The 24,861-nt window shown below is 39.6% G+C and carries 25 protein-coding genes and 2 riboswitches; of the genes, 18 read left to right on the plus strand and 7 right to left on the minus strand.

Going from position 1 to position 24,861, the window contains the following annotated elements:
• The first annotated feature begins 344 nt into the window (after nt 1-344).
• The 6 genes from BUB87_RS03440 (at nt 345) to rimI (ending at nt 3,851) form a co-directional block, all read left to right on the plus strand.
• The gene (locus tag BUB87_RS03440; protein WP_073341808.1) at nt 345-707 is read left to right on the plus strand and encodes a hypothetical protein; all 363 of its coding nucleotides are present in this window, start codon (nt 345-347) and stop codon (nt 705-707) included.
• 129 nt (nt 708-836) lie between these two features.
• A riboswitch (FMN riboswitch) is annotated at nt 837-974 on the plus strand.
• A gap of 1 nt (nt 975) precedes the next feature.
• Nucleotides 976-1,653, plus strand: a complete 678-nt coding sequence (locus tag BUB87_RS03445) for an ECF transporter S component (protein WP_234945940.1) — start codon at nt 976-978, stop codon at nt 1,651-1,653.
• Nucleotides 1,654-1,812: 159 nt separating this feature from the next.
• Complete coding sequence (locus tag BUB87_RS03450; RefSeq protein WP_073341810.1) at nt 1,813-2,151, plus strand: P-II family nitrogen regulator; 339 nt, start codon at nt 1,813-1,815, stop codon at nt 2,149-2,151.
• Nucleotides 2,152-2,229: 78 nt separating this feature from the next.
• Nucleotides 2,230-2,709, plus strand: coding sequence for a tRNA (adenosine(37)-N6)-threonylcarbamoyltransferase complex ATPase subunit type 1 TsaE (tsaE, locus tag BUB87_RS03455; protein WP_200792753.1), 480 nt, complete (start codon nt 2,230-2,232; stop codon nt 2,707-2,709).
• A complete protein-coding gene (gene tsaB, locus BUB87_RS03460) occupies nt 2,690-3,394 on the plus strand; it encodes a tRNA (adenosine(37)-N6)-threonylcarbamoyltransferase complex dimerization subunit type 1 TsaB (RefSeq protein ID WP_073341811.1) in 705 nt (234 codons plus the stop codon). The genes tsaE and tsaB overlap by 20 nt, the downstream gene beginning before the upstream one ends.
• 34 nt (nt 3,395-3,428) lie before the next feature.
• Entirely contained in the window at nt 3,429-3,851 is a 423-nt protein-coding gene (rimI, locus tag BUB87_RS03465) for a ribosomal protein S18-alanine N-acetyltransferase (RefSeq protein ID WP_084110854.1), read from the plus strand.
• 34 nt (nt 3,852-3,885) lie between these two features.
• Here rimI and BUB87_RS03470 read toward each other — a convergent pair whose 3' ends face one another.
• Entirely contained in the window at nt 3,886-6,006 is a 2,121-nt protein-coding gene (locus BUB87_RS03470) for an S-layer homology domain-containing protein (protein ID WP_073341814.1), read from the minus strand.
• Nucleotides 6,007-6,184: 178 nt separating this feature from the next.
• Here BUB87_RS03470 and tsaD point away from each other — a divergent pair, with 178 nt between their 5' ends.
• The gene (gene tsaD, locus BUB87_RS03475) at nt 6,185-7,186 is read left to right on the plus strand and encodes a tRNA (adenosine(37)-N6)-threonylcarbamoyltransferase complex transferase subunit TsaD (RefSeq protein ID WP_073341816.1); all 1,002 of its coding nucleotides are present in this window, start codon (nt 6,185-6,187) and stop codon (nt 7,184-7,186) included.
• A gap of 128 nt (nt 7,187-7,314) precedes the next feature.
• Nucleotides 7,315-8,259, plus strand: a complete 945-nt coding sequence (locus tag BUB87_RS03480) for a D-2-hydroxyacid dehydrogenase (RefSeq protein WP_073341817.1) — start codon at nt 7,315-7,317, stop codon at nt 8,257-8,259.
• Between the two features lie 4 nt (nt 8,260-8,263).
• Here BUB87_RS03480 and abc-f read toward each other — a convergent pair whose 3' ends face one another.
• The 5 genes from abc-f to ribD are packed head-to-tail and all read right to left on the minus strand — an operon-like array spanning nt 8,264 to nt 13,698.
• The gene (gene abc-f / locus BUB87_RS03485; RefSeq protein ID WP_456059092.1) at nt 8,264-10,171 is read right to left on the minus strand and encodes a ribosomal protection-like ABC-F family protein; all 1,908 of its coding nucleotides are present in this window, start codon (nt 10,169-10,171) and stop codon (nt 8,264-8,266) included.
• 30 nt (nt 10,172-10,201) lie between these two features.
• Nucleotides 10,202-10,678 carry a 6,7-dimethyl-8-ribityllumazine synthase gene (gene ribH / locus BUB87_RS03490; RefSeq protein WP_073341819.1) on the minus strand — a complete coding sequence of 159 codons (477 nt, stop codon included), beginning with the start codon at nt 10,676-10,678 and terminating at the stop codon, nt 10,202-10,204.
• 3 nt (nt 10,679-10,681) lie between these two features.
• The gene (locus tag BUB87_RS03495) at nt 10,682-11,887 is read right to left on the minus strand and encodes a bifunctional 3,4-dihydroxy-2-butanone-4-phosphate synthase/GTP cyclohydrolase II (RefSeq protein ID WP_073341820.1); all 1,206 of its coding nucleotides are present in this window, start codon (nt 11,885-11,887) and stop codon (nt 10,682-10,684) included.
• Nucleotides 11,888-11,892: 5 nt separating this feature from the next.
• The gene (locus tag BUB87_RS03500; protein ID WP_073341822.1) at nt 11,893-12,534 is read right to left on the minus strand and encodes a riboflavin synthase; all 642 of its coding nucleotides are present in this window, start codon (nt 12,532-12,534) and stop codon (nt 11,893-11,895) included.
• A gap of 51 nt (nt 12,535-12,585) precedes the next feature.
• Nucleotides 12,586-13,698 carry a bifunctional diaminohydroxyphosphoribosylaminopyrimidine deaminase/5-amino-6-(5-phosphoribosylamino)uracil reductase RibD gene (ribD, locus tag BUB87_RS03505; RefSeq protein WP_234945941.1) on the minus strand — a complete coding sequence of 371 codons (1,113 nt, stop codon included), beginning with the start codon at nt 13,696-13,698 and terminating at the stop codon, nt 12,586-12,588.
• A 163-nt stretch (nt 13,699-13,861) separates the two neighbouring features.
• A riboswitch (FMN riboswitch) is annotated at nt 13,862-13,999 on the minus strand.
• 150 nt (nt 14,000-14,149) lie between these two features.
• Here ribD and BUB87_RS03510 point away from each other — a divergent pair.
• From BUB87_RS03510 to BUB87_RS03555, 10 genes are all read left to right on the plus strand, one after another.
• A complete protein-coding gene (locus BUB87_RS03510; RefSeq protein ID WP_073341823.1) occupies nt 14,150-14,806 on the plus strand; it encodes a redox-sensing transcriptional repressor Rex in 657 nt (218 codons plus the stop codon).
• A 142-nt stretch (nt 14,807-14,948) separates the two neighbouring features.
• Nucleotides 14,949-15,989, plus strand: a complete 1,041-nt coding sequence (locus BUB87_RS03515; protein WP_073341825.1) for a Gfo/Idh/MocA family protein — start codon at nt 14,949-14,951, stop codon at nt 15,987-15,989.
• A 25-nt stretch (nt 15,990-16,014) separates the two neighbouring features.
• Complete coding sequence (locus BUB87_RS03520) at nt 16,015-16,818, plus strand: sugar phosphate isomerase/epimerase family protein (protein ID WP_073341826.1); 804 nt, start codon at nt 16,015-16,017, stop codon at nt 16,816-16,818.
• A gap of 23 nt (nt 16,819-16,841) precedes the next feature.
• A complete protein-coding gene (locus BUB87_RS03525) occupies nt 16,842-17,828 on the plus strand; it encodes a 2-hydroxyacid dehydrogenase (protein WP_073341828.1) in 987 nt (328 codons plus the stop codon).
• A 7-nt stretch (nt 17,829-17,835) separates the two neighbouring features.
• Nucleotides 17,836-18,588 (plus strand): DeoR/GlpR family DNA-binding transcription regulator, encoded by a 753-nt coding sequence (locus tag BUB87_RS03530; protein WP_073341830.1) that lies wholly within the window; start codon nt 17,836-17,838, stop codon nt 18,586-18,588.
• A 15-nt stretch (nt 18,589-18,603) separates the two neighbouring features.
• Nucleotides 18,604-19,674: a M24 family metallopeptidase gene (locus tag BUB87_RS03535; RefSeq protein ID WP_073341832.1), complete on the plus strand. Its 1,071-nt coding sequence runs from the start codon at nt 18,604-18,606 to the stop codon at nt 19,672-19,674.
• Between the two features lie 20 nt (nt 19,675-19,694).
• Nucleotides 19,695-21,212, plus strand: coding sequence for a xylulokinase (gene xylB / locus BUB87_RS03540; RefSeq protein ID WP_073341833.1), 1,518 nt, complete (start codon nt 19,695-19,697; stop codon nt 21,210-21,212).
• A 66-nt stretch (nt 21,213-21,278) separates the two neighbouring features.
• Entirely contained in the window at nt 21,279-22,193 is a 915-nt protein-coding gene (locus BUB87_RS03545; RefSeq protein ID WP_073341835.1) for a sugar phosphate isomerase/epimerase family protein, read from the plus strand.
• Between the two features lie 17 nt (nt 22,194-22,210).
• A complete protein-coding gene (locus BUB87_RS03550; RefSeq protein WP_073341836.1) occupies nt 22,211-22,978 on the plus strand; it encodes a sugar phosphate isomerase/epimerase family protein in 768 nt (255 codons plus the stop codon).
• A gap of 172 nt (nt 22,979-23,150) precedes the next feature.
• Nucleotides 23,151-24,239, plus strand: coding sequence for a Gfo/Idh/MocA family protein (locus BUB87_RS03555; protein WP_073341838.1), 1,089 nt, complete (start codon nt 23,151-23,153; stop codon nt 24,237-24,239).
• A gap of 51 nt (nt 24,240-24,290) precedes the next feature.
• Here BUB87_RS03555 and ndk read toward each other — a convergent pair whose 3' ends face one another.
• Nucleotides 24,291-24,743 (minus strand): nucleoside-diphosphate kinase, encoded by a 453-nt coding sequence (ndk, locus tag BUB87_RS03560; RefSeq protein ID WP_073341840.1) that lies wholly within the window; start codon nt 24,741-24,743, stop codon nt 24,291-24,293.
• Between the last annotated feature and the right edge of the window lie 118 nt (nt 24,744-24,861).

The raw sequence follows: 24,861 nt of genomic DNA on the forward strand, positions 1-24,861 counted from the left end.
TCCTAGAGATAGTTTAACAGAGACAACCTGAAGAAGAAAGAGGGAATACGTGTACTACAATACAAAATGCAGCAATCGAGCATACATCGCAGAGAGGATTATATGTTTGGTCGATGAGTAGTCAAGCCTAAAATGAACTCACTGCGTTCGGGCTTGACAACCCATCTTCCCAAACATGGGTAGTAGCTATGCGATGTATGCATAAGTATCAAGTGGCACTTGATAGATTTAATCATGGTGAAATTTAAAGAAACAATATTTAAATATCAAAGATCTTTATTAATCTTGTTAAAGGTCGACCTTTTTGGTTGATTACAAATCATATTATACGAGGAGGTAATATTATGGAAAAAAGAAAGTTAGTGGAGTTACTTAAAGAGATAAGAAATCTTGCCGGAGAAATGTCTATGACAGGCATGTATCGTCATGCAGGGGCGACGCTGGTAAAATTTTATAATCGATGCTTAGAGGAAGCAAAATCTCAAGGATTGCTGCAAAACGATAATTTATTTGTGCAGCTAGAAGAAAATAGCAATATAGATGATGTGGGTGTTTGTGCGGCATTGCTGGCAAGATATTTAAGAGATGATGCAGAAAACGAGAGTATTAAAGTTAAAGCGAAAATTGCTAATATTCAAGAGTTCATGGCACCTGAAAATATAGATAAGGGGCCTATAAACCAGCTCCTAGCTCGTGACGATGAATAATATGAGGATATTTCCTTTCTGAGGCCCTCTTTTCTTCCATCACAAAATAATCACGAACGGTTTCTTTTGGTTCTTGACACTAACTAGATGGTGTGGTATTATTTATTAGAAAGTTAATACAACTCGCAAGTTGTCCTTCAGGGCAGGGTGAAATTCCCGACCGGCGGTATGCAATACGGTTGTATTGCGAGCCCGCGAGCCACCATAGGTGGTAGATCTGGTGAGAGGCCAGAGCCGACAGTAAAGTCTGGATGGGAGAAGGAAGATTTTGCATAAGCGATATGCGATAGTGAAAAACAAAGCCCTGGAGATATCCAGGGCTTTAATTCTTGGAGGTGTTATTATGGGTGATGTGACAATGGTCAGGAAAAAGACACTTTTTTTAACGAGGGTATCGGTATTATCGGTTATAGCATTTTTACTTATGTATTTAGAAATTGCGCTGCCATTTTTCCCGGAGTTTCTAAAAATAGATATAAGCAATGTACCCGTGCTTATAGGGACTTATGCTATGGGACCGTGGACGGGTGTGATAATTCTGCTGATGAAAGATATACTGCACTTAATATTAAAAGGCGCGACTCTGGGTATTGGGGAATTTGCTGATTTTGTGATTGGAAGCTCGTTTATGCTGGTAGCAGGTTATATGTACAGATATAAAAGGACCTTGGCGGGTGCTCTCACAGGTATGGTCTTAGCCACAGTGACCATGGCTATAGTTGGAAGCCTGATGAATTACTATGTGCTGCTGCCGCTGTATCAGAAGGCGTTAGGATTCCCACTGAAAGCGATTATAGGCATGGGAACAAAGGTAAATAAACATATTGTTGATTTAAAGTCACTGGTAGTTTTAAGTATATTGCCATTTAATATTTTAAAGGGAACTGTTGTTTCGTTTATTACATTAGTGTTATATAAAAAGGTATCTCCTATCCTCCACGATTAAAATTTGCAGGATTTTTTTCCTCTATGTAGAATATATGTATTTAAAAAGGACAGCTGGCCTTCCTGTCATTCATGTACCCGAGAGGGTAATTTTTATCGAAAGGAGGGAACCCTGGTTAAGAAGGGGAGGTCATTGACTATTTTGAACCAGGGATAAGCTCTGAAGAAGATTGAAGCGATAATACGCCCGAGTAAACTAAATGATATAAAAGAGGCTTTGAGGGAGTACGGAATTAGGGGTATGACGGTATCCAATGTAGCTGGATGTGGTCTCCAAAAAGGGTTTACGGAAGTATACAGGGGAACACAGCTGGTTATAAATCTACTTCCAAAGGTAAAGCTGGAGATAGTTGTAAAGGATGCCAAAGTGGACGACGTCGTCCAGATCATATCCAGGATTTCAAGGACCGGCAGCGTAGGAGATGGGAAGATATTCATATATCCTGTGGAACAGGCTATAAGGATCAGAACAGGTGAAACAGGAGATGATGCTATTTAAAGATAAAGCGGCTGTATGCCGCTTTTTTCTTGTATTTATTTGTGAATTGGGATAAAATTATTTTTGAGGTGTTTTGGATTGAAATTACACTATATAAGCAAGAAATACGAAGATACATATACATTTGGTTATAAGTTAGGTAAGGCCTTGGGGAAAGGCGATGTGGTTTGCCTTACGGGAGAACTGGGTGCTGGCAAGACGTCGATGGTAAAAGGAATAGCCAGAGGTTTAGGTATAAAAGAGGACGTGACAAGCCCAACTTTTACTATTGTAAATGAGTACAGTGGCCAGTTCCCTCTTTATCATTTTGATGTGTACAGGATTTTAAGCCCTGATGAGATGATGGAAATAGGTTTTGATGAATATCTGTATGGCGATGGAGTGTGCGTTATAGAATGGGCTGATTTAATTGAAAACATGATTCCTGAAGAGGCTATATGGATCGATATAAGATATTTAAAAGATGATGAAAGAATCATAGAGCTTATGGGGCCCGATGATAAATTGCTGCGTATAATAGAAGGGATGGATTGCATAGATGAAGGTCTTAGCAATTGATACGGCTACGGCGCTGGCTTCTGTAGCATTGACAGAAGAAGATAAAGTAATAGCAGAGTGTTCTGTTAGCAATATTAAGACACACTCCAAAGTATTAATGCCTATTATATCCAAAATATTTGATATGGCATCTTTGAAGCCTGAAGATATTGACGTCATAGGGGTTTCCATTGGCCCTGGCTCTTTTACAGGGGTAAGGATAGGAGTTGCAACAGCAAAAGGCATGGCTATATCTCTAAAAAAACCTCTTATCGGCATATCCACATTAGACGGATTGGCACAAAATACCCCTTTTGTGGATAGCATAATATGTCCTATCCTTGATGCCAGAGAGCATCAGGTAAATAACGCCTTGTACAGGTTCGAAAAAAATGCTTTAAAGAGGCTTACCGATTATAGGGCAATTGACATTGATGAACTGTTATCTGAGCTCAAAGAATATCGCGAGAGTATCATTTTTTCTGGTGATGGCGTATTTTTATATAAAGATATATTAATAGAAACGTTGGCGGAAAAGGCATTGCTTGCACCAGTTAATGCCATAATGCCAAGAGCTAGTTCTATAGCGCATTTAGCTGCTAAAAGGGCGAAGGAAGGAACGTCCTCAAGTAGTCTAAGTGTTGTTCCTATATATTTAAAGAAATCCTATGCGGAGAGGGTTAAGGAGAATAAAGATGGAATGTAGGTCAGGGAATGAAAGTAATATCAGAATTGAGAAGATGACGGAAAAACACCTGGATGCGGTTATGGAAATTGAAAAGGAGGCATTTACTGTACCCTGGTCTAGAGAATCTTTTGAGATGGAGATAACCAGAAATAAGTGTGCCTATTATATTGTAGCGATACTTGATGAGAAGGTAGTTGGGTACGGAGGAATGTGGTTGGTAGTAGATGAGGCTCATATTACTAATATAGCAGTGCATAGGGATTACAGGGGCCAGGGGATAGGCAAAAAAATTATCGAAGGGCTAATAGAGGAAGCTAAAAGAAGAAAACTCATGGCTATGACATTAGAGGTAAGGGCTTCTAATCGAGTAGCAATACACCTTTACGAAAAATACGGTTTTACCCCTTTTGGAAGGCGGAAGGGCTATTATTCAGATAATAATGAAGATGCAATTATAATGTGGAAGTACATGTAAAAGGAGGAGCAACATATTGCTCCTCCTTTAAATTTCACTCCACGTTTAGATAGTTATAAATGATCATAATAGCCTGGGCCCTTGTCAGTTCGTCATTTGGCTTGAAATAGCCGTTGGAGCCTTTTACGATGTTTAAACCATAGGCGATAGCTACGTATCCTTTAAGTTCTGAGTTTACTTTATCGGCGTCTTTAAACGGAATTGTATATATCCCTTTTATATCTGCTACTTTATCGTATTTGAGGGCTCTGATAATGTATTTTACAGCATCCTGTCTTTGTATTGTAGAGTCAGGTGAAATCTCTTCTTCTCGGATAATACCGCTAGGTGCTAAATAATTGTACATGCTTTCAACAGATTTTGGATCGTTTAAGTCGTAATCCATGTAATAATTCATGGATCTACTCAAAAGGTATAAGAACTCCTTTTGCTTTATGGGCTGGTCGGGCAAAAATTTGCTGCCGGGTAATGATATGTCGTATTCTGCTAGAATTTTTATGGCATTTTCAGCGTAGTTGCCTTTTATATCGGTGTAGCTGGCTTTGTCCTGAACTTTAATGGGCTTGCCATCGTATCCCAGAAGGTCTCCAGTAATGGGATCGATATTTACTATTTTACCTGGCGTTCTAGTGTAGACTAATTTTACTTCAGGTTTCTGAGTCGACATGTCTGGAATGTATTCGTAAACCGGAGATGTGGTAATATACTGCAACTGCAATCCTATCTTATCAAGAAATATCTCGTATGCTTTATCCGGGGACATGACCTTATCAGTGGATGGCAACTGTCCCTCATACCAGTTAAAATCATAAGATGTTATTTCTCCATTGACAGCGTCTACAACGACATTAAAACCATTATCGTTGAAGTATGCGTTGTTTACTTTTCGCACAAATTTAAAGCTATATTGCCTCGGCATTTGATCGGTTGTTAGAGGTTTAAACTGTGGTTCGGTTTCCGTGTATTCTACCTGATTGAATTTTTCTGGTTGAATGTCTTTTAAGAAATCTTTTGCTATTTGCAGAGACTCGTCTTTTCCGTATTTGGGTTGTGACTTTTCGTTATAAGGTACCGACCTATAAAAGCTTTTGATTTCGCCGGTTTGAGCATCCATTCCAACATTTGTATAATAATTTTGTCCATCAACTGTCTTAGAAAAACTTAAATTCCACGTGTATTTGTTTTGGTCTGGCCAGACGGTGTACAGAGATATACCATTTAGTTTATAGTTGCTGTCGAGTTTGAGGAATTTATTAGCCCTTGCCACTTCTTCGGCTTTCTGTTCTGATATAATATTGGCAAATTTTTTTACAGCATCCTTTTCCACAGGGGTAAGGTCCGGGGAACCACCTGTACCCATACTCTTATTATATTTCATGGCTGCTTCGTCAACAGGCGTGTAGTAGTAGCCTATCTGAATGATTTCACCGGATTTGGCATCGATAGCTTTATAGTCTGGAGTGGTATAGACAAGATATACATCTGCTTTGTCGCCAATATAAGTGTATCTGTACGTCAATTGAAGACCTATCTTTTCTTTGTAAACTTTTTTGGCGTCTTCAAGGCTCATGATACCATTTTTATCAGGGAAAGTTAAGTCAAAATTCCAGTTGCATTGATAATTCTCTATTTCACCAGTGTTCTTGTTCACAGTAATAGTTACATTGTTGGACGGAAAAGGAATACCATTTACTGTTCTTACGAAAAAGAATTGATAATCAAAGGCCATTACAGACGTATCATTTTTATATTCCTGGTATGATATATTTGCTGCGATATCTGGTGCTACTTTAGTTATGAATTTTTTGGCGTTAGCCAGTGCATCGTCTTTGCTTATTTTGGGCAGTTTACGCTGGGAGAGATAGTCAGAAGGGTTGTATTTGTAATAACTTAAAATATTATTGTTAGAATCAATGGTTACAGAGATGTTTCCCAGTTTGCCTTTGCTATCACTCCAGTTAAGGTTGTATGTGGTTTTGCCGTCATAAACAGAAATACTGGAGTTAAGCTTATCATAGCCGTCAGTGTTAATTACTGTTTTGACCTTTGCTATGGCGTTTTCCAGTGCCTTGTCATACTGAGCAAATCCCTGCACAGGCAACATGGCGACAAAAAACATGATGAATACTACAAGCAAAGCCAGTTGCTTTTTCATATAAAATCCCCCTTTACATAAATTTTATACCAATTAGACGTAATTGTGGATAAAAAGTTTCAATAAAATTTTATTTTTATAATATCACATTTATGATTTGACTGTAAAAGCAAAATCACATATAATATAATGTAAACATATGGTAAAAACAAATGAAATATAACCAGAGGTGAAATATATGAGTAACAAAGATGTAGTTGTACTGGGAATAGAATCGTCCTGTGATGAAACAGCATCAGCAGTAGTAATTAATGGTAGAAACGTTATATCCAACGTAATATCGTCTCAGATAGATATTCATAGAGAATTTGGTGGGGTTGTGCCGGAGATAGCATCAAGGAAACACATAGAAGTGATAGATAGCGTTATATTAAAAGCATTGTCAGATGCAAATATGGATTTTGACGATATTGACCTCATAGGAGTGACTTATGGACCCGGCCTTATCGGTTCTTTGCTTGTGGGCCTGTCGGAAGCCAAAGCCATTTCTTATGCTAAAGGTATACCTTTTGTGGGTGTGAACCATATAGAAGGCCATATAGCAGCTAATTATCTAGATAATCCAGAGCTGGAACCGCCCTACGTATGCCTTGTGGCTTCGGGAGGCCACAGCCATATAGTTCATGTTAAGGATTATACGGAATTTCAGGTAATGGGCAAGACCACTGATGATGCCGCGGGCGAAGCTTTTGATAAGGTATCAAGGGTATTAGGACTTGGTTATCCGGGTGGTCCTGCTGTTGATAACCTGGCGAAGATGGGTTCTGCCAATATAGAGTTTCCTATGGCATTTATGCAAAAGGGCAACTATGACTTTAGCTTCAGCGGCATTAAGACAGCTGTAATAAATTATTTAAAAAAACATCCAGATGTTTCTCTGGCGGATGTGGCTGCCAGTTTTCAAAAAGCTGTGGTAGATGTACTTTCATATAAACTTTTTGAAGCTGCCAAGGATGTGGGGGTAAATGTGATAGCCATTGCAGGCGGTGTTGCATCTAATAGCGGTTTGAGGAAAAGAGTAGAGGAGATGGCTGCTGAATATGGCTTTAAAGTATATAGACCTAAGCCTGTTTATTGTACGGACAATGCAGCTATGATTGCATCGGCTGCTTATTTTAGGTATAAGCGAGGTTATGTTTCTGACCTTCATTTAAATGCTGTTGCTAATTTGAATCTGTGAATACTTTTATAGTGGATATTGTGGATAAATATCTTGATAAGTGCAAAAAAAGGATTTATGCTGTGGATAACTTGTGGATATTGTGGATTGTTTTCAAAATTTAATGAATTCAAAAAGAGGTGTCTATTATGAAAAAGATATTGTTTTTTAAGAAAAGAAATATATCTGAAGGATTAATGAAAAAAATAAAAGAAGCTGCTGCTGGATATGATGTTATTGTAGAAAATAATTTAAAATCGGCGTTAAAATTAGTCAAAGACGTTGAAATTATAGCAGGGGAAGTGGAAAATGATTTAATAAAAGCGGGAAACGCTCTGAAATGGGTACATGTGTGGAGTGCAGGTGTAGACAATTATGATTTAGCCTATATGAAGGATAAAGGTATAATCCTTACCAATTCCAGTGGCGTTCATAGTATTCAGATTTCGGAGTATATTTTGGGCGTTATGCTGGAATTGACGAAAGGTCTGCATTTATTGAGAGATCAGCAAGCAAGAAAATTATGGGGGAAAGTATCTACCGATGAACTTTACAAGAAGACCTTGGGCGTATTAGGTGTCGGCGATATTGGCCGAAGAACAGCTGAGCTGGGTAAGGCAATGGGTATGAGGGTATTGGGTTATAGGAAGTCAGGAAGGCCTGATGAGTATGTGGATGTGATGTATTCAGAAGGCCAGCTTGATGATATGCTGCCACTTTGTGATTTTGTAGTAAATACGCTTCCGCTGACAGATAGCACTTACCACCTCATAGGTGCTGCGCAGTTTAATGCGATGAAAGATGGCGCCTATTTTATAAATATAGGCAGAGGCAAGGTAGTAGATGAGAATGCATTGATCAATGCGCTACGAAGTAATAAGCTAAAAGGAGCGGCTCTGGATGTGTTTGAAGAAGAGCCATTGCCTCAGGAAAGCCCTTTATGGGACATGGAAAATGTCATCATAACACCACATATATCCGGATTATCACCCAGTTATGATGAGAGGGCTATCTCCATTTTGGTGGAGAATATTGAAAGATATATACAGGGGCGGCCAATGCTCAACCAGGTGGATTTTGATAGAGGTTATTAGGTTATTACTGTGCAAAAAATGCCCATTGTTCGTAGAGCTCGTCCAGCTTTTTTTTAAGGGAGTTATATTCTCTGGTTATTTCAGATATTTTTATTTCGTTTTTATATATCTGGGGATCGCAGAGCAGCCGTTCATATTCTGCGATTTTTTCCTCTACGTCTACTATGCTCTGTTCAAGCTCAGCTATTTGACGTTTTTGCTGGGCTATTAATTGTCGTTTTTCTCTTTCTTTTTTTCTCTCATTTTTTTCTTGAGTTTTGGTTTTTGCTGGCATTACGACTTCTTGATTAGAAGTGTTTTTCTTTTTCTTCTCAATATAATAATCGTAGTTGCCGAGATAATTTACGATCCCTTCAGGAGTTAATTCAAGGATCCTTGTGGCTATTTTGTTGACAAAATATCTGTCATGAGATATAGCCAATATAGTACCACGGTAATTCTTAAGCGCATCCTCTAGAGCTTCTTTTGAAACTATGTCGAGATGGTTGGTAGGCTCGTCCAATAGGAGAAAGTTGGCATTTTTAAGAATCAATTTGGCCATATAAAGACGGGCTTTTTCTCCGCCACTCAAATCCCTGATCTTCTTAAAGACATCGTCATTTCTAAATAGAAAACACCCCAACACACTTCTAACCTCTGTCTGGGTCATACGAGGGTATTCGTCCCATAGTTCATCTATAACGGTTTTGTCTGGATTGAGATTGGCCATCTCCTGGTCATAATATGCAATACTGACATTATTACCGTATTGTATCGTTCCGCTATCAGCGGAAATTATGCCATTTAATATCTTAAATATGGTGGATTTACCTGAACCATTGGGCCCGATTATGACTACGCGTTCCTGTTTTTGAATGTCAAAGGAGATTTCTTTAAATAGCTGGCGGTCAAAGGATTTAGACAGCTTTTTGACCTTTAATACGTCATTTGACGATTCCTTATCAATATCAAAGAAAAAGTAAGGCTGAGGGTCTTCACCTTCAGGTTTTTCAACCAGTTCCATCCTGTCAAGCATTTTTTGCTTGCTTTCGGCCATTTTTACGCTTTTTTCGGTACCACGGGACTTTTGAACAGCTATTATTTCTTTTATTCTGGCAATTTCACGCTGCTGCTGTTTATATCTTTTTTCGGCTATTTCTTTTTGCAATATACTTTGCTGTATATAAAATGAATAATTTCCGTTATATTCCATTAAAGAACCATTTTTTAAACAAAAGGTCCGGTTGGTAATCTTATCTAAAAAATACCTATCATGGGATATGATCATAACACAGCCTTTGTAATCTTTTAAGAAATCTTCCAGCCATTCGCAGGAATTAAGATCAAGGTGGTTTGTAGGCTCATCCAGCAGCAATATATCAGGCTTTTTTAATAATAGCTTGCCCAGAGCTATTCTAGTTTTCTCTCCGCCGCTTAAGATGCTTATGGGCATTTCATAGCTTTCTTTCCCAAAGCCCAAACCGGTTAGAACTCCCTTTATCCTGCTTTCGTATTCGAATCCGCCAGCTTTTTCAAATTTATCTCTCATTGTGGCGTACTCGTCTAACAACTGTTGTAATCTATTGTCGTCTTTACATGAAGAGATTTCATATTCTTTCTGGCGAATGTCCTTTTCCAGCTGTATTAGATCATCGAATACGCTTAAAAGCTCACGGTAAATTGTATTTGGCGAGTCGAAGACCCCATTTTGATCCAGATAGCCGATTTTTGTATCCGGATTGTATATTTTAACCTCACCGCTGTCGGGAGAAAGTAAACCTGCCAGTATTTTAAATAGCGTAGATTTTCCAGCCCCATTTACTCCGATTACGCCTATTTTATCATCAGAATTAACGTTAAAACTTATATCTTTTAATACTGTATTTATTCCATAGGACTTTGTAATATTTTTAGCACTGAGAGCTAGCATCATAAAAAACCTCCCAGTGCTATTTTAACATAACTAAAAACCATTTACCAGCGACTCACACAGGTTAGCCATTTCTACAGCCGTTACGGCAGCATCAAACCCTTTGTTGCCAGATTTTGTACCAGCCCTGGAAATAGCTTGCTCTACAGTATCTGTGGTTAACACACCGAAAATTACCGGTATGCCTGTATCGAGGGATATTTTTGCTATTCCCTTTGAAACCTCTGCAGCCACGTAGTCAAAATGTGGTGTCTCTCCTCTTATGACAGCGCCCAGGCATATAACGGCGTTATATTTTTTGCTTTCGGCCATCTTTTTTGCTATTAATGGTATTTCAAAAGATCCAGGGGTCCAGGCTATTTCGATGTCGGATTCATTTACCCCATGCCTTATCAATGCATCTATTGCACCTGATAACAACTTACTGGTGATAAACTCGTTAAACCTGCTTACAACTATGCCGAATTTTTTACCACTACCTACCAGTTTTCCTTCATACACATTGCTCATATTTTATACTCCTCCTTTAAAGTTATAATTTAACATATGTCCCATTTTAAGCTTTTTGGTTTTGAGGTAATACTCGTTGTGCTTGTTGGGGCAAATCTCTATGGGGACTCTTTCTACGATTTCCAGGCCATATCCTGCGAGGCCGGATAATTTTTTTGGGTTGTTAGTGAGAAGTTTTAATTTTTTTAATCCCAGATCTTTTAGAATTTGAGCCCCTATTCCATATTCTCTCAGGTCTTCAGGAAATCCCAGGCGGATATTGGCTTCTACAGTGTCACAGCCTTTATCCTGCAGGTGATATGCTTTTATTTTGTTGAGCAAGCCGATACCTCTGCCTTCCTGCCTTAGATACAGGAGTACCCCACCGTTTTGTCCTATAATTTCCATGGATCTGTGCAGCTGATCTCCACAGTCGCACCTCAATGACCCCAGTACGTCTCCTGTAAGGCATTCGGAGTGTACCCTTACAAGGGTGGGTTCAGGACCTATAGGTTCTTTTACAAGAGCTATATGCTGTTTGCCATTGATTGCTTCTTCATAACCGATTATTTTAAAGTCGCCGTATCGGGTAGGCAATTGGGCTTCAGCTACCCTTTTTACTAAATTTTCTGTTTTGCGTCTGTATCTTATAAGATCTTCAATGGATATTATAGATAGGTGATGCCTTGTGGCAAATTCTATCAGATCAGGTAATCGAGCCATTTTCCCATCGTCTTTCATTATCTCGCATATAACCCCTGCTGGTTTTAATCCAGCCATGCGGGCCAGATCCACTGCTGCTTCGGTATGGCCAGCCCTTACAAGGACACCGCCTTCCTTTGCCATAAGAGGGAATACGTGGCCGGGCCTTGCAAAATCGTCGGGCTTTGAACTGTCGTCAATCAATTTTTGTATTGTTAATGCCCTTTCGTAGGCTGAGATACCTGTAGTTGTGTCTTTGTAGTCCACAGAAACAGTAAAGGCGGTTTCCTTTGCATCGGTATTCAAGCTTACCATTGGTGGGATGCCTAATTCTTTTAACCTATGGGCAGTCATAGGGACGCAAATCAATCCACGGCCGTATTTAGCCATAAAATTAATGTGTTCTGCCGTCACTTTTTCAGCTGCCATCAAAAGATCTCCTTCGTTTTCTCTGTTTTCATCGTCAACTACAATGAGCATCTGCCCATCTTTTATTTTTTCTATAGCTTCTTCTATAGAGATAAACATATAAATCACTCCCTTGTGAAATCTGATAAATATCCATGATCTTTAAGGATTTCATAAGTATCTTTAAAACCTGTAAGCCTTTCTAAGTACTTTGCCAGTATATCTGTTTCTACATTTACTTTATCGCCTATTTTCTTGAAGGAAAGGGTGGTTTCCTTTAAGGTATGCGGGATTGTAGAAACCGTGAAATAAGATGTGCCAGCTTCTACTACGGTTAAACTTATACCATCAACAGCTACAGAACCTTTGTGCGCGATGTACTTCAACAGTTGATTTTCTAAAGTGATTTTGAAGATAACGGCATTTGCTTTGTTTACCTTATTTACGATAGTACCGATGCCGTCGACATGGCCTGTGACAATATGTCCACCCAACCTGCCTGCTAGAGAAAGAGCTCTTTCCAGGTTAACCCGATCGCCTTTCTTTATAATCGACAATGTGGTCGTATTATATGTTTCGGGCATTATGTCAGCCGTAAAACCATCATTCATTTTTTCGGTTACGGTTAAACATACGCCATTTACAGCTATGCTGTCACCTATATTAGTCGAATCTAAAACCTTGCTACATATGATTGAAATCTTTGTATTTTTTCCTGCTGATATTTCTTTGACTATACCTATTTCTTCGATTATACCTGTGAACAAAATATCACCCCTATATATGATGTTATTGCTAACCTTCAAAGTATATAAGATTTATTCGGGATAACCTTCCAACAGTATGTCTGTGTCTATTGTAGTTACACTGGTATTTTTTAGTCTGATACATTCACCTATGTTTTTAAATCCGACCCCTTCTACCGGCGTTTTTGCGTCTACACCGCCTATTATCATTGGAGAGATAAAAAACATCACTTTATCCACAATACCCTCTTTTAGCGCTGACCAGTTCAGGGTGCCACCGCCTTCTATGAGGACGCTGTCAATTTCTAATTGGCCCAGATTTTCCATGACTTTTTTAAGGGGTACAGTAGGAGGTGTTTTGCTTTCTGGAGGTAATTCGGATTCTAATATAATGACGTCAGCGTATTTTGTTAGCTCACTTAATTTTTCTTTATCTATTAAATCTGTTGTAAATATAATAGTCTTAGCTCCAGATTTAAAAATATTGGAATCCAGCGGCGTTCTACCCCGGCTATCGATTATTATTTTTATAGGGTCTTTTAACCCTTCTATCCTTGTATTGAGGTGCGGATTGTCTTTTATAACTGTATTTACTCCTACCATTATTGACGCTACTCTGCCCCTTATCCTTCGAGCGTATTCTCTGGATGCTTCTGAGGTAATCCATTTTGAGTCACCTGTACAGGTAGCGATTTTGCCGTCTATGCTCATAGCGGCTTTCATTATTACAAAAGGTATCTTTGACGTAATGTACTTTATAAAAATTTCGTTTAATTTGATGGCTTCTTTTTCGAGAATTCCTACATGCACTTTTATTCCGGCATCCTGTAGCATTTTGATGCCACGACCGGATACTTTTGGATTGGGGTCTTTCATGCCTATATAAACCTCTTTAATACCTGATTTGATTATAGCTTCACTGCAGGGCGGTGTCCTTCCATAATGGCTGCAGGGTTCCAGGTTTACATATAATGTACTGCCTGTGATATTATAGCCTTTTTGATAAGCGTCTTTTATGGCATTTATTTCGGCGTGGGGACCTCCGATTTTTTGATGATAACCTTCGCCGATGACCTTGTCATCTTTTACTATAACAGCACCAACCAGTGGATTGGGATTTGTCATGCCCCAGCCTTTTATAGCAAGATTTAATGCCTGTTCCATAAACTGTTCAGGTTTGTGCAACGTATCCCACCTCCTGTTATATCTGTAATAAGAACAAACAAAAATGCCCTCGAATATAATCTCTTCGGGGCATTAAATAAAACATATACTTAATAGCTTTATATTAGAAAAGCCCTGAAGTAAAAATACTTCAGGGCACTGTCGTTCTTTAGCGCTTGTAACTTCGTTCCTTCTTCCATCCAGACTTTACTGTCGGCTCTGGCCTCTCACCAGATCTACCACCTATGGTGGCTCGCGGGCTCGCAATACAACCGTATTGCATACCGCCGGTCGGGAATTTCACCCTGCCCCGAAGGATAAATCATATTTTTAACTTGATGTTATTATATCGCGCATTATTATAAATTGTCAATACGTTGTCTGTGAGAATCATGATTCGTAAATAGTCAATATTGACTTATTTATCTGGAAAATATATAATGATGAAGAAATCCAATTAAGAGGTGACGATATGGCAAAAGAGACAAAGATTTCAATGGCGATAATACGGCGATTGCCGCGATACCATAGATATCTGGGAGAGCTTTTGAACAGCGGTGTTACAAGGATATCTTCACAAGAATTGAGCAAAAAGATGGGGGTTACCGCATCGCAAATAAGGCAGGATCTCAATAGTTTTGGAGGTTTTGGACAACAGGGATACGGTTATAATGTTAAAGATTTGTACGATGCTATAACGAAGATTTTGGGCCTTGAGAAAACGTATAATTCTATAATAGTCGGTGCCGGAAATTTAGGACAGGCTATAGCCAATTATACTGGCTTTCAGAGCTGGGGTTTTAAGCTTAAAGCGCTATTTGATGTCAACCCAAAGCTCATTGGATTGAAGATCCGAGATGTAGAAATACTTGATGTAGATTTATTAGAAGATTTTGTGAGCAAGAACCCCATAGATATAGCTATTTTGACAATTCCTAAAGAGAGAGCTCAGGAAATAGTAGATAGATTAGTTGCTAAGGGCGTAAAAGCATTCTGGAATTTTTCCGCGGTAGACGTAAACGTTCCTGATGATGTAATCGTCGAGAGCGTTCACCTGAGCGATAGTTTGTTTACTATATCGTATAGATTAAATGAGGATGAATTGTTCAAAAAAATAAAAGAAAAGTGATTTTGAGGGCTCATATGTACACAACATTTGAGCTCTTTATATTTTTAATAAAAAATGCAGGATTTTTTTGATTTGTGTTGAATATATATATTAACCGGGCATAAAACAACAATATTTTATTTTAATTGAGGGGGATTAAAAAGTGAAGAAAAAATTAGGCTTTGCTATTGTCGGTTGTGGAGTTATATCAAAAACCCATGCCAGATGTATAAGCGAGTTGCCTGACGCACAATTAATAGCTGTAGCTGATATAATCGAAGAGAGGGCTAAGAATCTGGCTGAACAATATAACTGCGACTATTATACAGATTATCATGAACTTTTAAAAAGGGATGACATCGATGTGGTTAATGTGACAACACCCAGCGGGTTACACGCGATGGTTGGCATTGATGCCGCTAAAGCGGGAAAACATGTTATAGTGGAAAAACCTATAGATGTGACGCTGGAAAAAGCAGATGCGCTTATAAAGGCGTGCCGCGAGGCTGGTGTTAAGTTATGTTCCATATCCCAGCACCGTTTTGACGATGATATTGTGATCCTTAAAAAAGCTGTGGAAGAAGGTAAACTTGGGCAGTTAAATTTCGGTGGGTCTCATACCAAGTGGTACAGAAGTCAAGAATATTATGACAGCGGTGACTGGAGAGGTACATGGGAATTGGACGGTGGAGGAGCTTTAATGAATCAATCGATTCACTATGTGGATCTTTTGCAGTACATTATGGGACCTGTTGAAGAGGTTTATGCCTATTGTGCTACTCGGGCTCATGTGAGAATAGAGGTTGAAGACGAAGCTATAGCAGCAGTTAAATTTAAAAATGGAGCAATAGGTGTCATCGAAGGAAATACAGCAGCGTATCCGGGCTTTTGCACGCGACTTGATATATATGGCTCCGAGGGCAGTGTGATTGTAGAGAATGACAGGATCAAGGAGTGGAAGCTCAAGAGCGGTGAAGAAAAGCCTGAAACGGCTGTTGAGAATGAAAAGTTAATCGTAGGTACCAGTTCGGCGGATATATGGCATAATTCTCATAAAAAAGAAATTCAGGATATGATCGATGCAATACAAAATGATAGAGATCCAATGGTTACAGGTGAAGAGGGTAGAAAACCCCTTGAAATTATCTTAGCTATATATGAATCGGCAAGAAGACATGAACCTGTTAAACTTCCACTAAAATGATGTGCTAAAAGGGGGGAGAGAGTTTATGCCAGGATTTGTATTGTCTGCATTTGCTGACGAGATCAGCAAGGATTTAAATACGCAGATGGATGTACTGGATGCCCATAACATAAAATATATAGAATTCAGGTCTGCTGACAAACCAGTTTTAAGTTATACCAGAGATGAGCTCAGGGATATAAAAAAGAAGCTTGATGATAGGGGCTTTAAGGTATCGGCAGTAGGTTCTCCTATTGGAAAGGTAGATATATCAGTAGATTTTAATGAATATCTGGATACATTTAAGTGGTGTTTAGAAGTAGCTCATATACTGGATACACCGTATATAAGGATGTTTTCTTTTTATCCGCCTAAAGGGAAAGCCGATGAGTATGAAAGCGTGGTTATAGAGAGAATAGGCAAAATGGCAGATCTGGCTGGGGCGGAAAACATCGTCCTTCTCCATGAAAATGAGAAGGATATATACGGAGATACTGCTGAGAGGTGCTTAAAGATCTTAAAAGGTGTGAACAGTCCATATCTATGGGCGACATTTGACCCTGCAAATTTCATTCAGTGTGGAGTAGTGCCTTATCCTGATGCGTACGAATTGTTGAAAGATTACATAAAATACGTGCACGTAAAAGATGCAAAGTTTGATGGAGGTATTGTAACACCTGCAGGAAAGGGTGATGGGCGCGTCGAAGAGTTGCTTAAGGTTCTCCATAAAAGTGGATTCGAAGGCTTTTTGTCTATAGAGCCACATTTAAACAACAGCTTGCCGGGCGGTGGACCTGAGCTTTTTGACGTTGCATATAAAGCCCTTAAAGATATATTGGATAAAATATAAAAATTGCAAAGGAGGATTTTTGCATGGAAAAATGGAATGTATATGTTACCAGGATGTTGCCACCTGCTGCAATGGAATTTCTGAGGGAACATTTTAATGTAGAAGTGAATCCGGAGGATAGACCTCTTACCCGTGAGGAATTATTAAGAAATATAAAAGGCAGGGATGCAATAATAACCCAGCTGGTCGATAAAGTTGATGCTGAATTTTTAGATGCCGCTAAAGGTGTAAAGATAGTTGCTAATTATGCTGTTGGTTACGATAACATAGATCTCAATGCAGCAACAGAGCGGGGCATAATGATCTCGAATACACCTGATGTATTGACAAATGCTACTGCTGAACTGGCATGGGCATTGTTATTTGCTGCTGCGAGGAGGATTGTAGAGGCGGATAAATATTTTAGAGCGGGTAAGTATAAAAGCTGGGGACCGATGCTTTTCCTGGGGCAGGATATAACAGGTAAAACTCTTGGAATAATAGGAGCAGGTAGAATAGGTACTGCATTTGCCAGGATGGCTAAAGGTTTTAATATGAGAATTTTATATACTGATGAGAAGCCTAATCCCAGATTTGAAGAGCAGACAGGGGGCGAATATGTCGACAAAGAAACATTGCTAAGGGAATCGGATTTTATTTCACTGCATTGTCCTTTACTTCCTTCCACACGGCATCTTATAAGTGATAGGGAATTTGATATGATGAAAAAGACTGCTATTTTGATAAATACGGCAAGAGGGCCTATTGTGGACGAAAAGGCTTTGGTAAGGGCGCTTAAAGAAGGTAAAATATTTGCTGCAGGATTAGATGTATACGAAAATGAGCCGGCAGCAGAGCCTGAATTATACGAAATGGATAATGTAGTATTGTTACCTCATATAGGCAGTGCGACGACAAAATCTAGAAATGATATGGGCATTCTTGCAGCCAGCAATGTTTTAGATGCTTATGAAGGCAAGGTGCCAAGGACTTTAGTAAATAAAGAAGTTTTAACCAAATTGGGAAAGTAGGGGTTTGATGATAGCAGCGAGCAGAAAAAGAGAAATAAAGAGGATTATAACAGAGAAAAAATATGTAAAAGTAAATGAACTCAGCCGTCTTTTCAATGTGTCGGAGGAAACTATAAGGAGAGATTTAGAGGCATTAGAAAATGAGGGTATACTGGAGCGGAATTATGGTGGCGCTGTTTTGGTAGAGAGCGCCACAGTTCCACCTCTTTCTATAAGAGCGGCGGAAAATCTGGAGGAGAAAAGGCTTATAGGGGAAAAAGCTGTCCAGCTCATAAAAGAAGGAAGTATTATTCTTCTGGATGCAGGGACGACCACTTTTCAGATAGCGAAAAAGCTCGAAAACAAAAGGATGACGGTAATTACAAATGATATAAACATAGCTTATGAGCTTAAAGATAAAAATGCTATAAACGTATTTATCACGGGGGGTAAGTTATCGGGCGAAGTAATGGCTTTATATGGGCCAGAGACTCAAAAGAGTATCGAAGGCTATAATGTAGATATAGCATTTATTGCTACTACCGGCATAACCCTCACTAAAGGTTTTACCACGTCGGATATCTACGGCGCAGAGGTAAAAAAATCTATGATTAGAGCAGCTAGGGAAAAGATAATTGTAGCAGATAGCAGCAAGATAGGGAAAAATGCATTGATCACTTTTGCATCTTTTTCGGATATAGACTGTTTAATACTGGCAGGTAGCGTTGATGAAGATGTTCTTCATCGCCTTGAAGAAATGATTAAAGTTGTGATGTGTTAAAGGTGGTATGACATTATGTCTGTTTTTTCTGCAAGGATTGATATGTTAAGGAGGCTAATAAATGAATACAGCATCGATGGCCTCCTTATTACACAGCAAGTTAACTTTTCATGGCTTACAGGTGGTAGGGCTTATATAAATGGCAATAGTGAGGCATCAATCGCTCAAATTCTTGTTACAAAAAACCGTACTTTTTTAATAACCAATAACATTGAAGCACAACGTTTGTTAGATGAAGAGCTTCCTGAGGTTATAGAGGTATTAGAATACGATTGGCACGATCCCGGGGGACGAGATAGGTGCATTTATAGTGTCTTGGGGAATAAAAAGTTTATGACCGATGTGCAGTTAAAAAGTCAGATAGCATCGTTAAGATATACTCTCTCCGATGAAGATATTGAGAAATACAGGATAATAGGAAAACTGGCAGGACGAGCAGTAGAAGAGACGTGCCGCCAAATTTTACCTGGCATGAGCGAGTGGGAGATCAGTGCGATATTGTGCAAGAAATGCCTTGATAATGGATTGGAGCCTTTTGTACACCTTGTGGGTACTGATCAGCGCGCAGAAAAATATCGCCACCCGCTGCCTACTGAGAAAAAACTGGATAAATATGCGCTTGTAGCAGTGAACGCCATGAAATATGGTTTATGGGTATCTGCTACGAGATTGGTTTGTTTTGGCAAGGTTCCTGATGATATAAAGAGAAGGTTTGAAGCAGTTGTAAAAGTTGATGCATGCTTTATTGCCAGTACGAGACCAGGTAATACCATCGGGCAGGTATTTAGAAAAGCTATGGAGGTGTACGAATCTACTGGCTATAAGGACCAGTGGAAATATCATCATCAGGGAGGTCTTACTGGTTACAGTTCAAGGGAGTATAAAGCAAGCCCTGATATGGATATAATCATAGGTGTAAATCAGGCTTTTGCGTGGAATCCATCGATAATTGGAACTAAGTCAGAAGACACGATACTGGTCCATGAAGGAGAAAATGAAATCATCACGCAGACAGGAGAATATCCATTGATAGAGGTGGATTATGATGGGCATAAGATTTTAAGGCCTGATATCCTTGTAAGGTGATTTGCGAAAGGGGGATATTTTTGAAAGCTATTTTGACATTGGATATTGGCACGACGGCTTGCAAATCAATGGTATTTGATACCAATGGCAAAATATTGGCAGAAGAAAGTCAGGAGTACCCCATATATCAGGAAAAGCCTACATGGGCACAACAAAACCCTGATGAATGGTGGGGTGCGGTTATAAGTACGGTTAAAAAGTGCATTGCATCGCTGAAAGAGGAACCGGAAATAGTAGCAATAGGCCTTTCGTCCCAGAGAGAAACAGTCGTGCCCGTTGATAAGAACGGCGAAAAATTGGATGATGCTATATTGTGGATGGATAGGCGCGCCAAGGAACAGGCTGAAGAGCTGGCTGAATATTATGGTAAAGAAAATTTACATCGCATAACCGGTATGATTCCTGACTCTACGTTTACCGCTACAAAACTCCTGTGGTATAAACGCAACAGACCTGAGATCATCAAAAGAGCATATAAATTTTTGCAACCTAAAGAGTATATAGCTTACAAACTTACGGGGGAATACGCCACTGATTATTCGCTGGCATCCAGGACCATGATGTTGGATGTAAAAAGCAGGAGTTGGTTTAAAGACATATTTGACTATATAGGGGTGGATATAGAGCAACTACCTCCTATAAAGCATTCTGATGAGATAGCGGGTTATGTAAAGGACGAAGCGGCAGCGTTGTTAGGAATAAAATCAGGTATTCCAGTAGTGGTAGGCGGTGGAGACAGACAGTGTGAAGCTCTCGGCGCTGGAATTTTTGGCAATCGCGCAATGGAATCCACTGGCACAACCACCAATGTTTCGATGGGAACAGATAAGTTTGTAGAGGAGATCGATGAAAGGGTTATAATCTCATGCCATGTTTTAAGAGATCATTGGCTTATTGAACAAGGCATGACCACATCTGGAACCATCAACAGGTGGTACAGGGATAACTTTTGCGCTATAGAACGTCTCGTAGCTAGTGATATTGGTGAAAGGGATTATGCCATTATTGATAAAGAGCTGGCTATGAGCCCTCCTGGAGCTAACAAGTTGTTGCTTCTGCCATTTTTTATGGGGGCAAAATCAACGAGGTGGAATTCTAACGCACGGGGTGTTTTATTAGGCCTCACTCTTAATACCCAAAAAAGGGATATAGGCAGAGCTATCTTGGAAGGGGTTGCCTATGAGATAAGGGCATGCCTTGACATATTAAAATCTATGGGGCTGTCGATTGATGAAATTGTGGTCATGGGAGGAGGTGCTAAAGGGGCTCTCTGGAATCAGATAAAAGCGGATGTCTGCGGTAGGCCTATAAGAGTGCCTATGGTGACTGATGCAGCGTCATTGGGTGCGATGATCCTGGCCGGCACTGGAGTTGGTGTATTTGACGATGCAAAAGCTTGTTCTAAGAGGCTCAACAACATTGTAAAGGAATATTTGCCTGATGAAGATAATTATAAGCTTTATTCTAAGCTTTATAGTATCTACAATGAACTTTATGAAGTGCTTGAACCTATTTACAATAAACTGGCAAATATATAATTGATTAACGGTGATAAGTTATTTTTGGGAGTAAGATAATTGCGATATAAAGGAGGAATTAAAAAAATGAATGAGAGCATGTATAAATATATGAAAGTTGGCATAATTCACTTTATGGCGTTTCCAGATACCATGAAAGGGGAGGGTCCCATTTTTGAAACCTTGCAAAAAATAATGGAAGATGAGTTTTTTAATGCTGTAGAGATTTCATGGGTTAAAGATGATTCGGTAAGGGATAAAGTAAAAAATCGTCTGGAAGCGGCTCATATGGCAGTGGCATACGGTGCACAACCACGGCTACTTACTACAGGATTGGATCTTAACTCTTTTGATGAGGACATAAGACAAAAAGCTGTGGAGACGATAAAAGAAGGAGTTGACGAAGCGTATTATTTTGGTGCCCAGGGAATCGCATTTTTAAGCGGGAAATATCCTGGTGAAGAAAATAAACAAAAGGCTATGGACCTACTTCGTGAATCTATTGAAGAAATTTGTGACTACGCTAAATCCAAGGGAGATATGCTGGTAGAATTGGAGGTCTTCGATAGGGATATAGAAAAAAAGTCGCTTATTGGACCAACTCCTGATGCAGTAAAAATTGCAGAGATGATAAAAAAGAAATACGATAATTTTGGCCTTGTGGTTGATTTGAGTCATTTGCCGTTGCTAAAGGAAACCCCAGAGCAGGCCCTTATACCTGTAAAAGACCATTTAACCCATGCCCATATAGGCAATTGTGTCGTAAAGGATAAAAATCATGTGGCCTATGGCGATGCTCATCCGAGATTTGGGATAAAAGGAGGAGAAAATGACGTACCACAATTGGTACAGTTCCTCAAAGTGCTTTTTGACATAGGTTTTTTGAATGATAAAAAGCCTCCTATTGTCAGCTTTGAGGTAAAACCGCTTCCCAACGAGTCTCCTGAGGTGGTTATAGCAAATGCCAAGAGAACTTTATTAGAAGCCTGGGCAAGATTATAAAAAAGGGGGATGTTCACATGTCAAAGATAGCTGCACAATTATATACGCTGAGGGAGTACACAAAGACTCCTGAAGGCATAAAGGATACTATGCACAAGGTGAGTCAATTGGGCTATAAAGCGGTCCAGCTTTCAGCTCTTGGGCCTATAGATCCTGTGAAGTTAAAAGAGATTGTTGACGGGGAAGGGCTTTATATATGTGCTACCCATAATTCTTTTGAACGGTTGAGGGATAAGACGCAGGAGGTAATAGAGGAGCACCGCTTGTGGAATTGTAAATACGTAGGAGTAGGCAGTATGCCAGCGGAGTACAGAAATGAAGGTGAAGATGGATTTAAAAGGTTCGCAAGGGAAGCGTCGGCGGTAGCGAGAAAATTGGCAGATGCAGGCCTCGTATTTGTATACCATAATCACAGCTTTGAATTTCAGAAATTCCAGGGTAGAACAGGCCTTGAGATATTGTATGATGAGAGCGATCCGGAAGTGTTTTTCAGTGAGATAGATACCTACTGGGTACAGCATGGTGGCGGAGATCCTGCTGCGTGGATAAAAAAGTTAAAAGGAAGGGCACCTGTTGTACATTTTAAAGATATGGTTATAGGCAAAGAGGGACAGCAGCTCATGGCGGAAGTGGGTGAAGGCAACCTTAACTGGCCTGAAATAATTGAAGCGTGTAACATTGCAGGAGTGGAGTGGTTTATCGTAGAACAGGATATCTGCCAGAGGGATCCTTTTGAGAGCCTTGGCATAAGCCTCAAGAACCTCAAATCGATGGGCGTTGAATAGAGAAAGGGTCCCAAAACGATTTGGTGTCTTAAAAATAAGTTTTTATATTGCAAACTAAAATGAGTTGTGGTATGATAGGAGATGGATATGTGAGAAGAATTTCTCATTGTTATTTTATTACACTTTAGTTTAACGTTTACGCAATCCTATATTAACAAGGGAGGTTTTGAAAATGGCTTCAGACAAGAAGGTTAGGGTGGGTATTATAGGTGTTGGCGGCATTGCCAATGGAAAACATATGCCTAACCTTGCTAAGATCGAGAATGTAGAAATGGTTGCTTTTTGCGACCTCATCAGGGAAAGAGCAGAGGAAGGTGCAAGGAAATACGGGACACCGGACGCAGAAGTGTTTACAGATTACAGGGATCTTTTGAAGATTAAAGATATTGATGTAGTTCACGTATGTACCACAAACGATGCCCATTCATTTATAACTGTTGATGCTTTAGAAGCTGGAAAACATGTTATGTGCGAGAAGCCCATGGCTATAAATGCTGCTGAAGCCAAAAAGATGGTGGATGCTGCTAAGCGTACAGGTAAGAAATTAACGATAGGTTATCAAAACCGCTTTAGACCTGATTCGCAGTACTTAAAACAACTTTGTGATAATGGTGAATTAGGTGAAATATATTTTGCTAAAGCATTGGCTGTAAGGCGTCGCGCTGTACCGACATGGGGCAGTTTTTTGGATGAGGAGAAGCAGGGCGGTGGCCCATTAATCGACATCGGAACCCACGCTCTGGATTTGACTCTTTGGATGATGAACAATTATGAACCTGAGATGGTCGTGGGTACTACATATCATAAATTAGGCAGCAGAAAGAATGCTGCAAATGCATGGGGACCATGGGATCCTGAGAAGTTCACTGTGGAGGATTCAGCCTTTGGATTTATAAAGATGAAGAATGGCGCAACAATCATCCTGGAGGCCAGCTGGGCGTTGAATACACTGCAAATAGGTGAAGCCATGACTGTTCTCTGCGGAACAGAGGCAGGTGCAGATATGCTGGATGGGCTCCGAATCAATGGAGAGAAATACAGCAGGCTTTATACCACAAAACCAGAATTACAGAGTGGTGGAGTAGCTTACTTCGAGGGCAATAGTTCAGATCCCGGCGAGGTAGAAGCAAGGCAGTGGATCGACGCTGTTGTCAATGATAAAGAGCCTCTTGTAAAGCCTGAAGAGGCATATGTCGTAAGTCAGATACTTGAGGCAATCTACAAATCAGCACAGACTGGTGAGCCGGTATATTTTAAATAATTAATATAAAAACATCTACATCCTTTGTGGTGTAGATGTTTTATTTTATTTTTACAAGACAGATAACTTTCTTGTTTCATTGGTTCTCAACTCTGGGAACCAGAGGTTAATTTCTCTTTGAGCATTTTCATAATTATCTGAGCCATGAACAATGTTTTGTGCAGTAGATGTGGCGTAATCACCTCTTATGGTACCAGGCAGGGCTTCCTCGACCCGGGTTGCACCGTTTATCATGCGTACCAATTTAATAGCATTTTCACCTTCCAGTATCATAACCATTATGGGGCCCGATAAGATATACTCTACTAATTCGTTAAAAAACGATCTTGACCTTAAATCGCTATAATGTTCCTCTACCGTGTTCCTGTCTGCTTTTATCAGTTTTGCGGCTACGATGCGCAACCCCTTCTGCTCATATCTTTTTATTATTTCGCCTACAAGGCCTCGCCTGACGCCATCTGGTTTGATCATTGCGAAGGTTCTTTCTACATTGCTTTTATTCATTTAATCACCTCAACATTTATTATTTTAAATGAAAGCATATAAAATTCACTTTTACTGGTTACGGGAATTCCACATTATATAATATAAGCATAGTTTACTAAAAAGTCAATCATTAATT

Source organism: Caldanaerobius fijiensis DSM 17918 (assembly GCF_900129075.1).
GTDB classification, from domain to species: domain Bacteria; phylum Bacillota; class Thermoanaerobacteria; order Thermoanaerobacterales; family Caldanaerobiaceae; genus Caldanaerobius; species Caldanaerobius fijiensis.

Bases quoted from the DNA above. Each gene is read 5' to 3' on its own strand.
- ndk (WP_073341840.1), bottom strand. From the start codon at position 24,743: ATGAATAAAAGCAATGTAGAAAGAACCTTCGCAATGATCAAACCAGAT.
- BUB87_RS03555 (WP_073341838.1), top strand. From the start codon at position 23,151: ATGGCTTCAGACAAGAAGGTTAGGGTGGGTATTATAGGTGTTGGCGGC.
- BUB87_RS03525 (WP_073341828.1), top strand. From the start codon at position 16,842: ATGGAAAAATGGAATGTATATGTTACCAGGATGTTGCCACCTGCTGCA.
- BUB87_RS03495 (WP_073341820.1), bottom strand. From the start codon at position 11,887: ATGTTTATCTCTATAGAAGAAGCTATAGAAAAAATAAAAGATGGGCAG.
- rimI (WP_084110854.1), top strand. From the start codon at position 3,429: ATGACGGAAAAACACCTGGATGCGGTTATGGAAATTGAAAAGGAGGCA.
- BUB87_RS03480 (WP_073341817.1), top strand. From the start codon at position 7,315: ATGAAAAAGATATTGTTTTTTAAGAAAAGAAATATATCTGAAGGATTA.
- tsaD (WP_073341816.1), top strand. From the start codon at position 6,185: ATGAGTAACAAAGATGTAGTTGTACTGGGAATAGAATCGTCCTGTGAT.
- BUB87_RS03530 (WP_073341830.1), top strand. From the start codon at position 17,836: ATGATAGCAGCGAGCAGAAAAAGAGAAATAAAGAGGATTATAACAGAG.
- tsaB (WP_073341811.1), top strand. From the start codon at position 2,690: ATGAAGGTCTTAGCAATTGATACGGCTACGGCGCTGGCTTCTGTAGCA.
- BUB87_RS03520 (WP_073341826.1), top strand. From the start codon at position 16,015: ATGCCAGGATTTGTATTGTCTGCATTTGCTGACGAGATCAGCAAGGAT.
- ribH (WP_073341819.1), bottom strand. From the start codon at position 10,678: ATGAGCAATGTGTATGAAGGAAAACTGGTAGGTAGTGGTAAAAAATTC.
- BUB87_RS03470 (WP_073341814.1), bottom strand. From the start codon at position 6,006: ATGAAAAAGCAACTGGCTTTGCTTGTAGTATTCATCATGTTTTTTGTC.
- BUB87_RS03510 (WP_073341823.1), top strand. From the start codon at position 14,150: ATGGCAAAAGAGACAAAGATTTCAATGGCGATAATACGGCGATTGCCG.
- BUB87_RS03550 (WP_073341836.1), top strand. From the start codon at position 22,211: ATGTCAAAGATAGCTGCACAATTATATACGCTGAGGGAGTACACAAAG.
- BUB87_RS03535 (WP_073341832.1), top strand. From the start codon at position 18,604: ATGTCTGTTTTTTCTGCAAGGATTGATATGTTAAGGAGGCTAATAAAT.
- abc-f (WP_456059092.1), bottom strand. From the start codon at position 10,171: ATGATGCTAGCTCTCAGTGCTAAAAATATTACAAAGTCCTATGGAATA.
- BUB87_RS03440 (WP_073341808.1), top strand. From the start codon at position 345: ATGGAAAAAAGAAAGTTAGTGGAGTTACTTAAAGAGATAAGAAATCTT.
- BUB87_RS03545 (WP_073341835.1), top strand. From the start codon at position 21,279: ATGAATGAGAGCATGTATAAATATATGAAAGTTGGCATAATTCACTTT.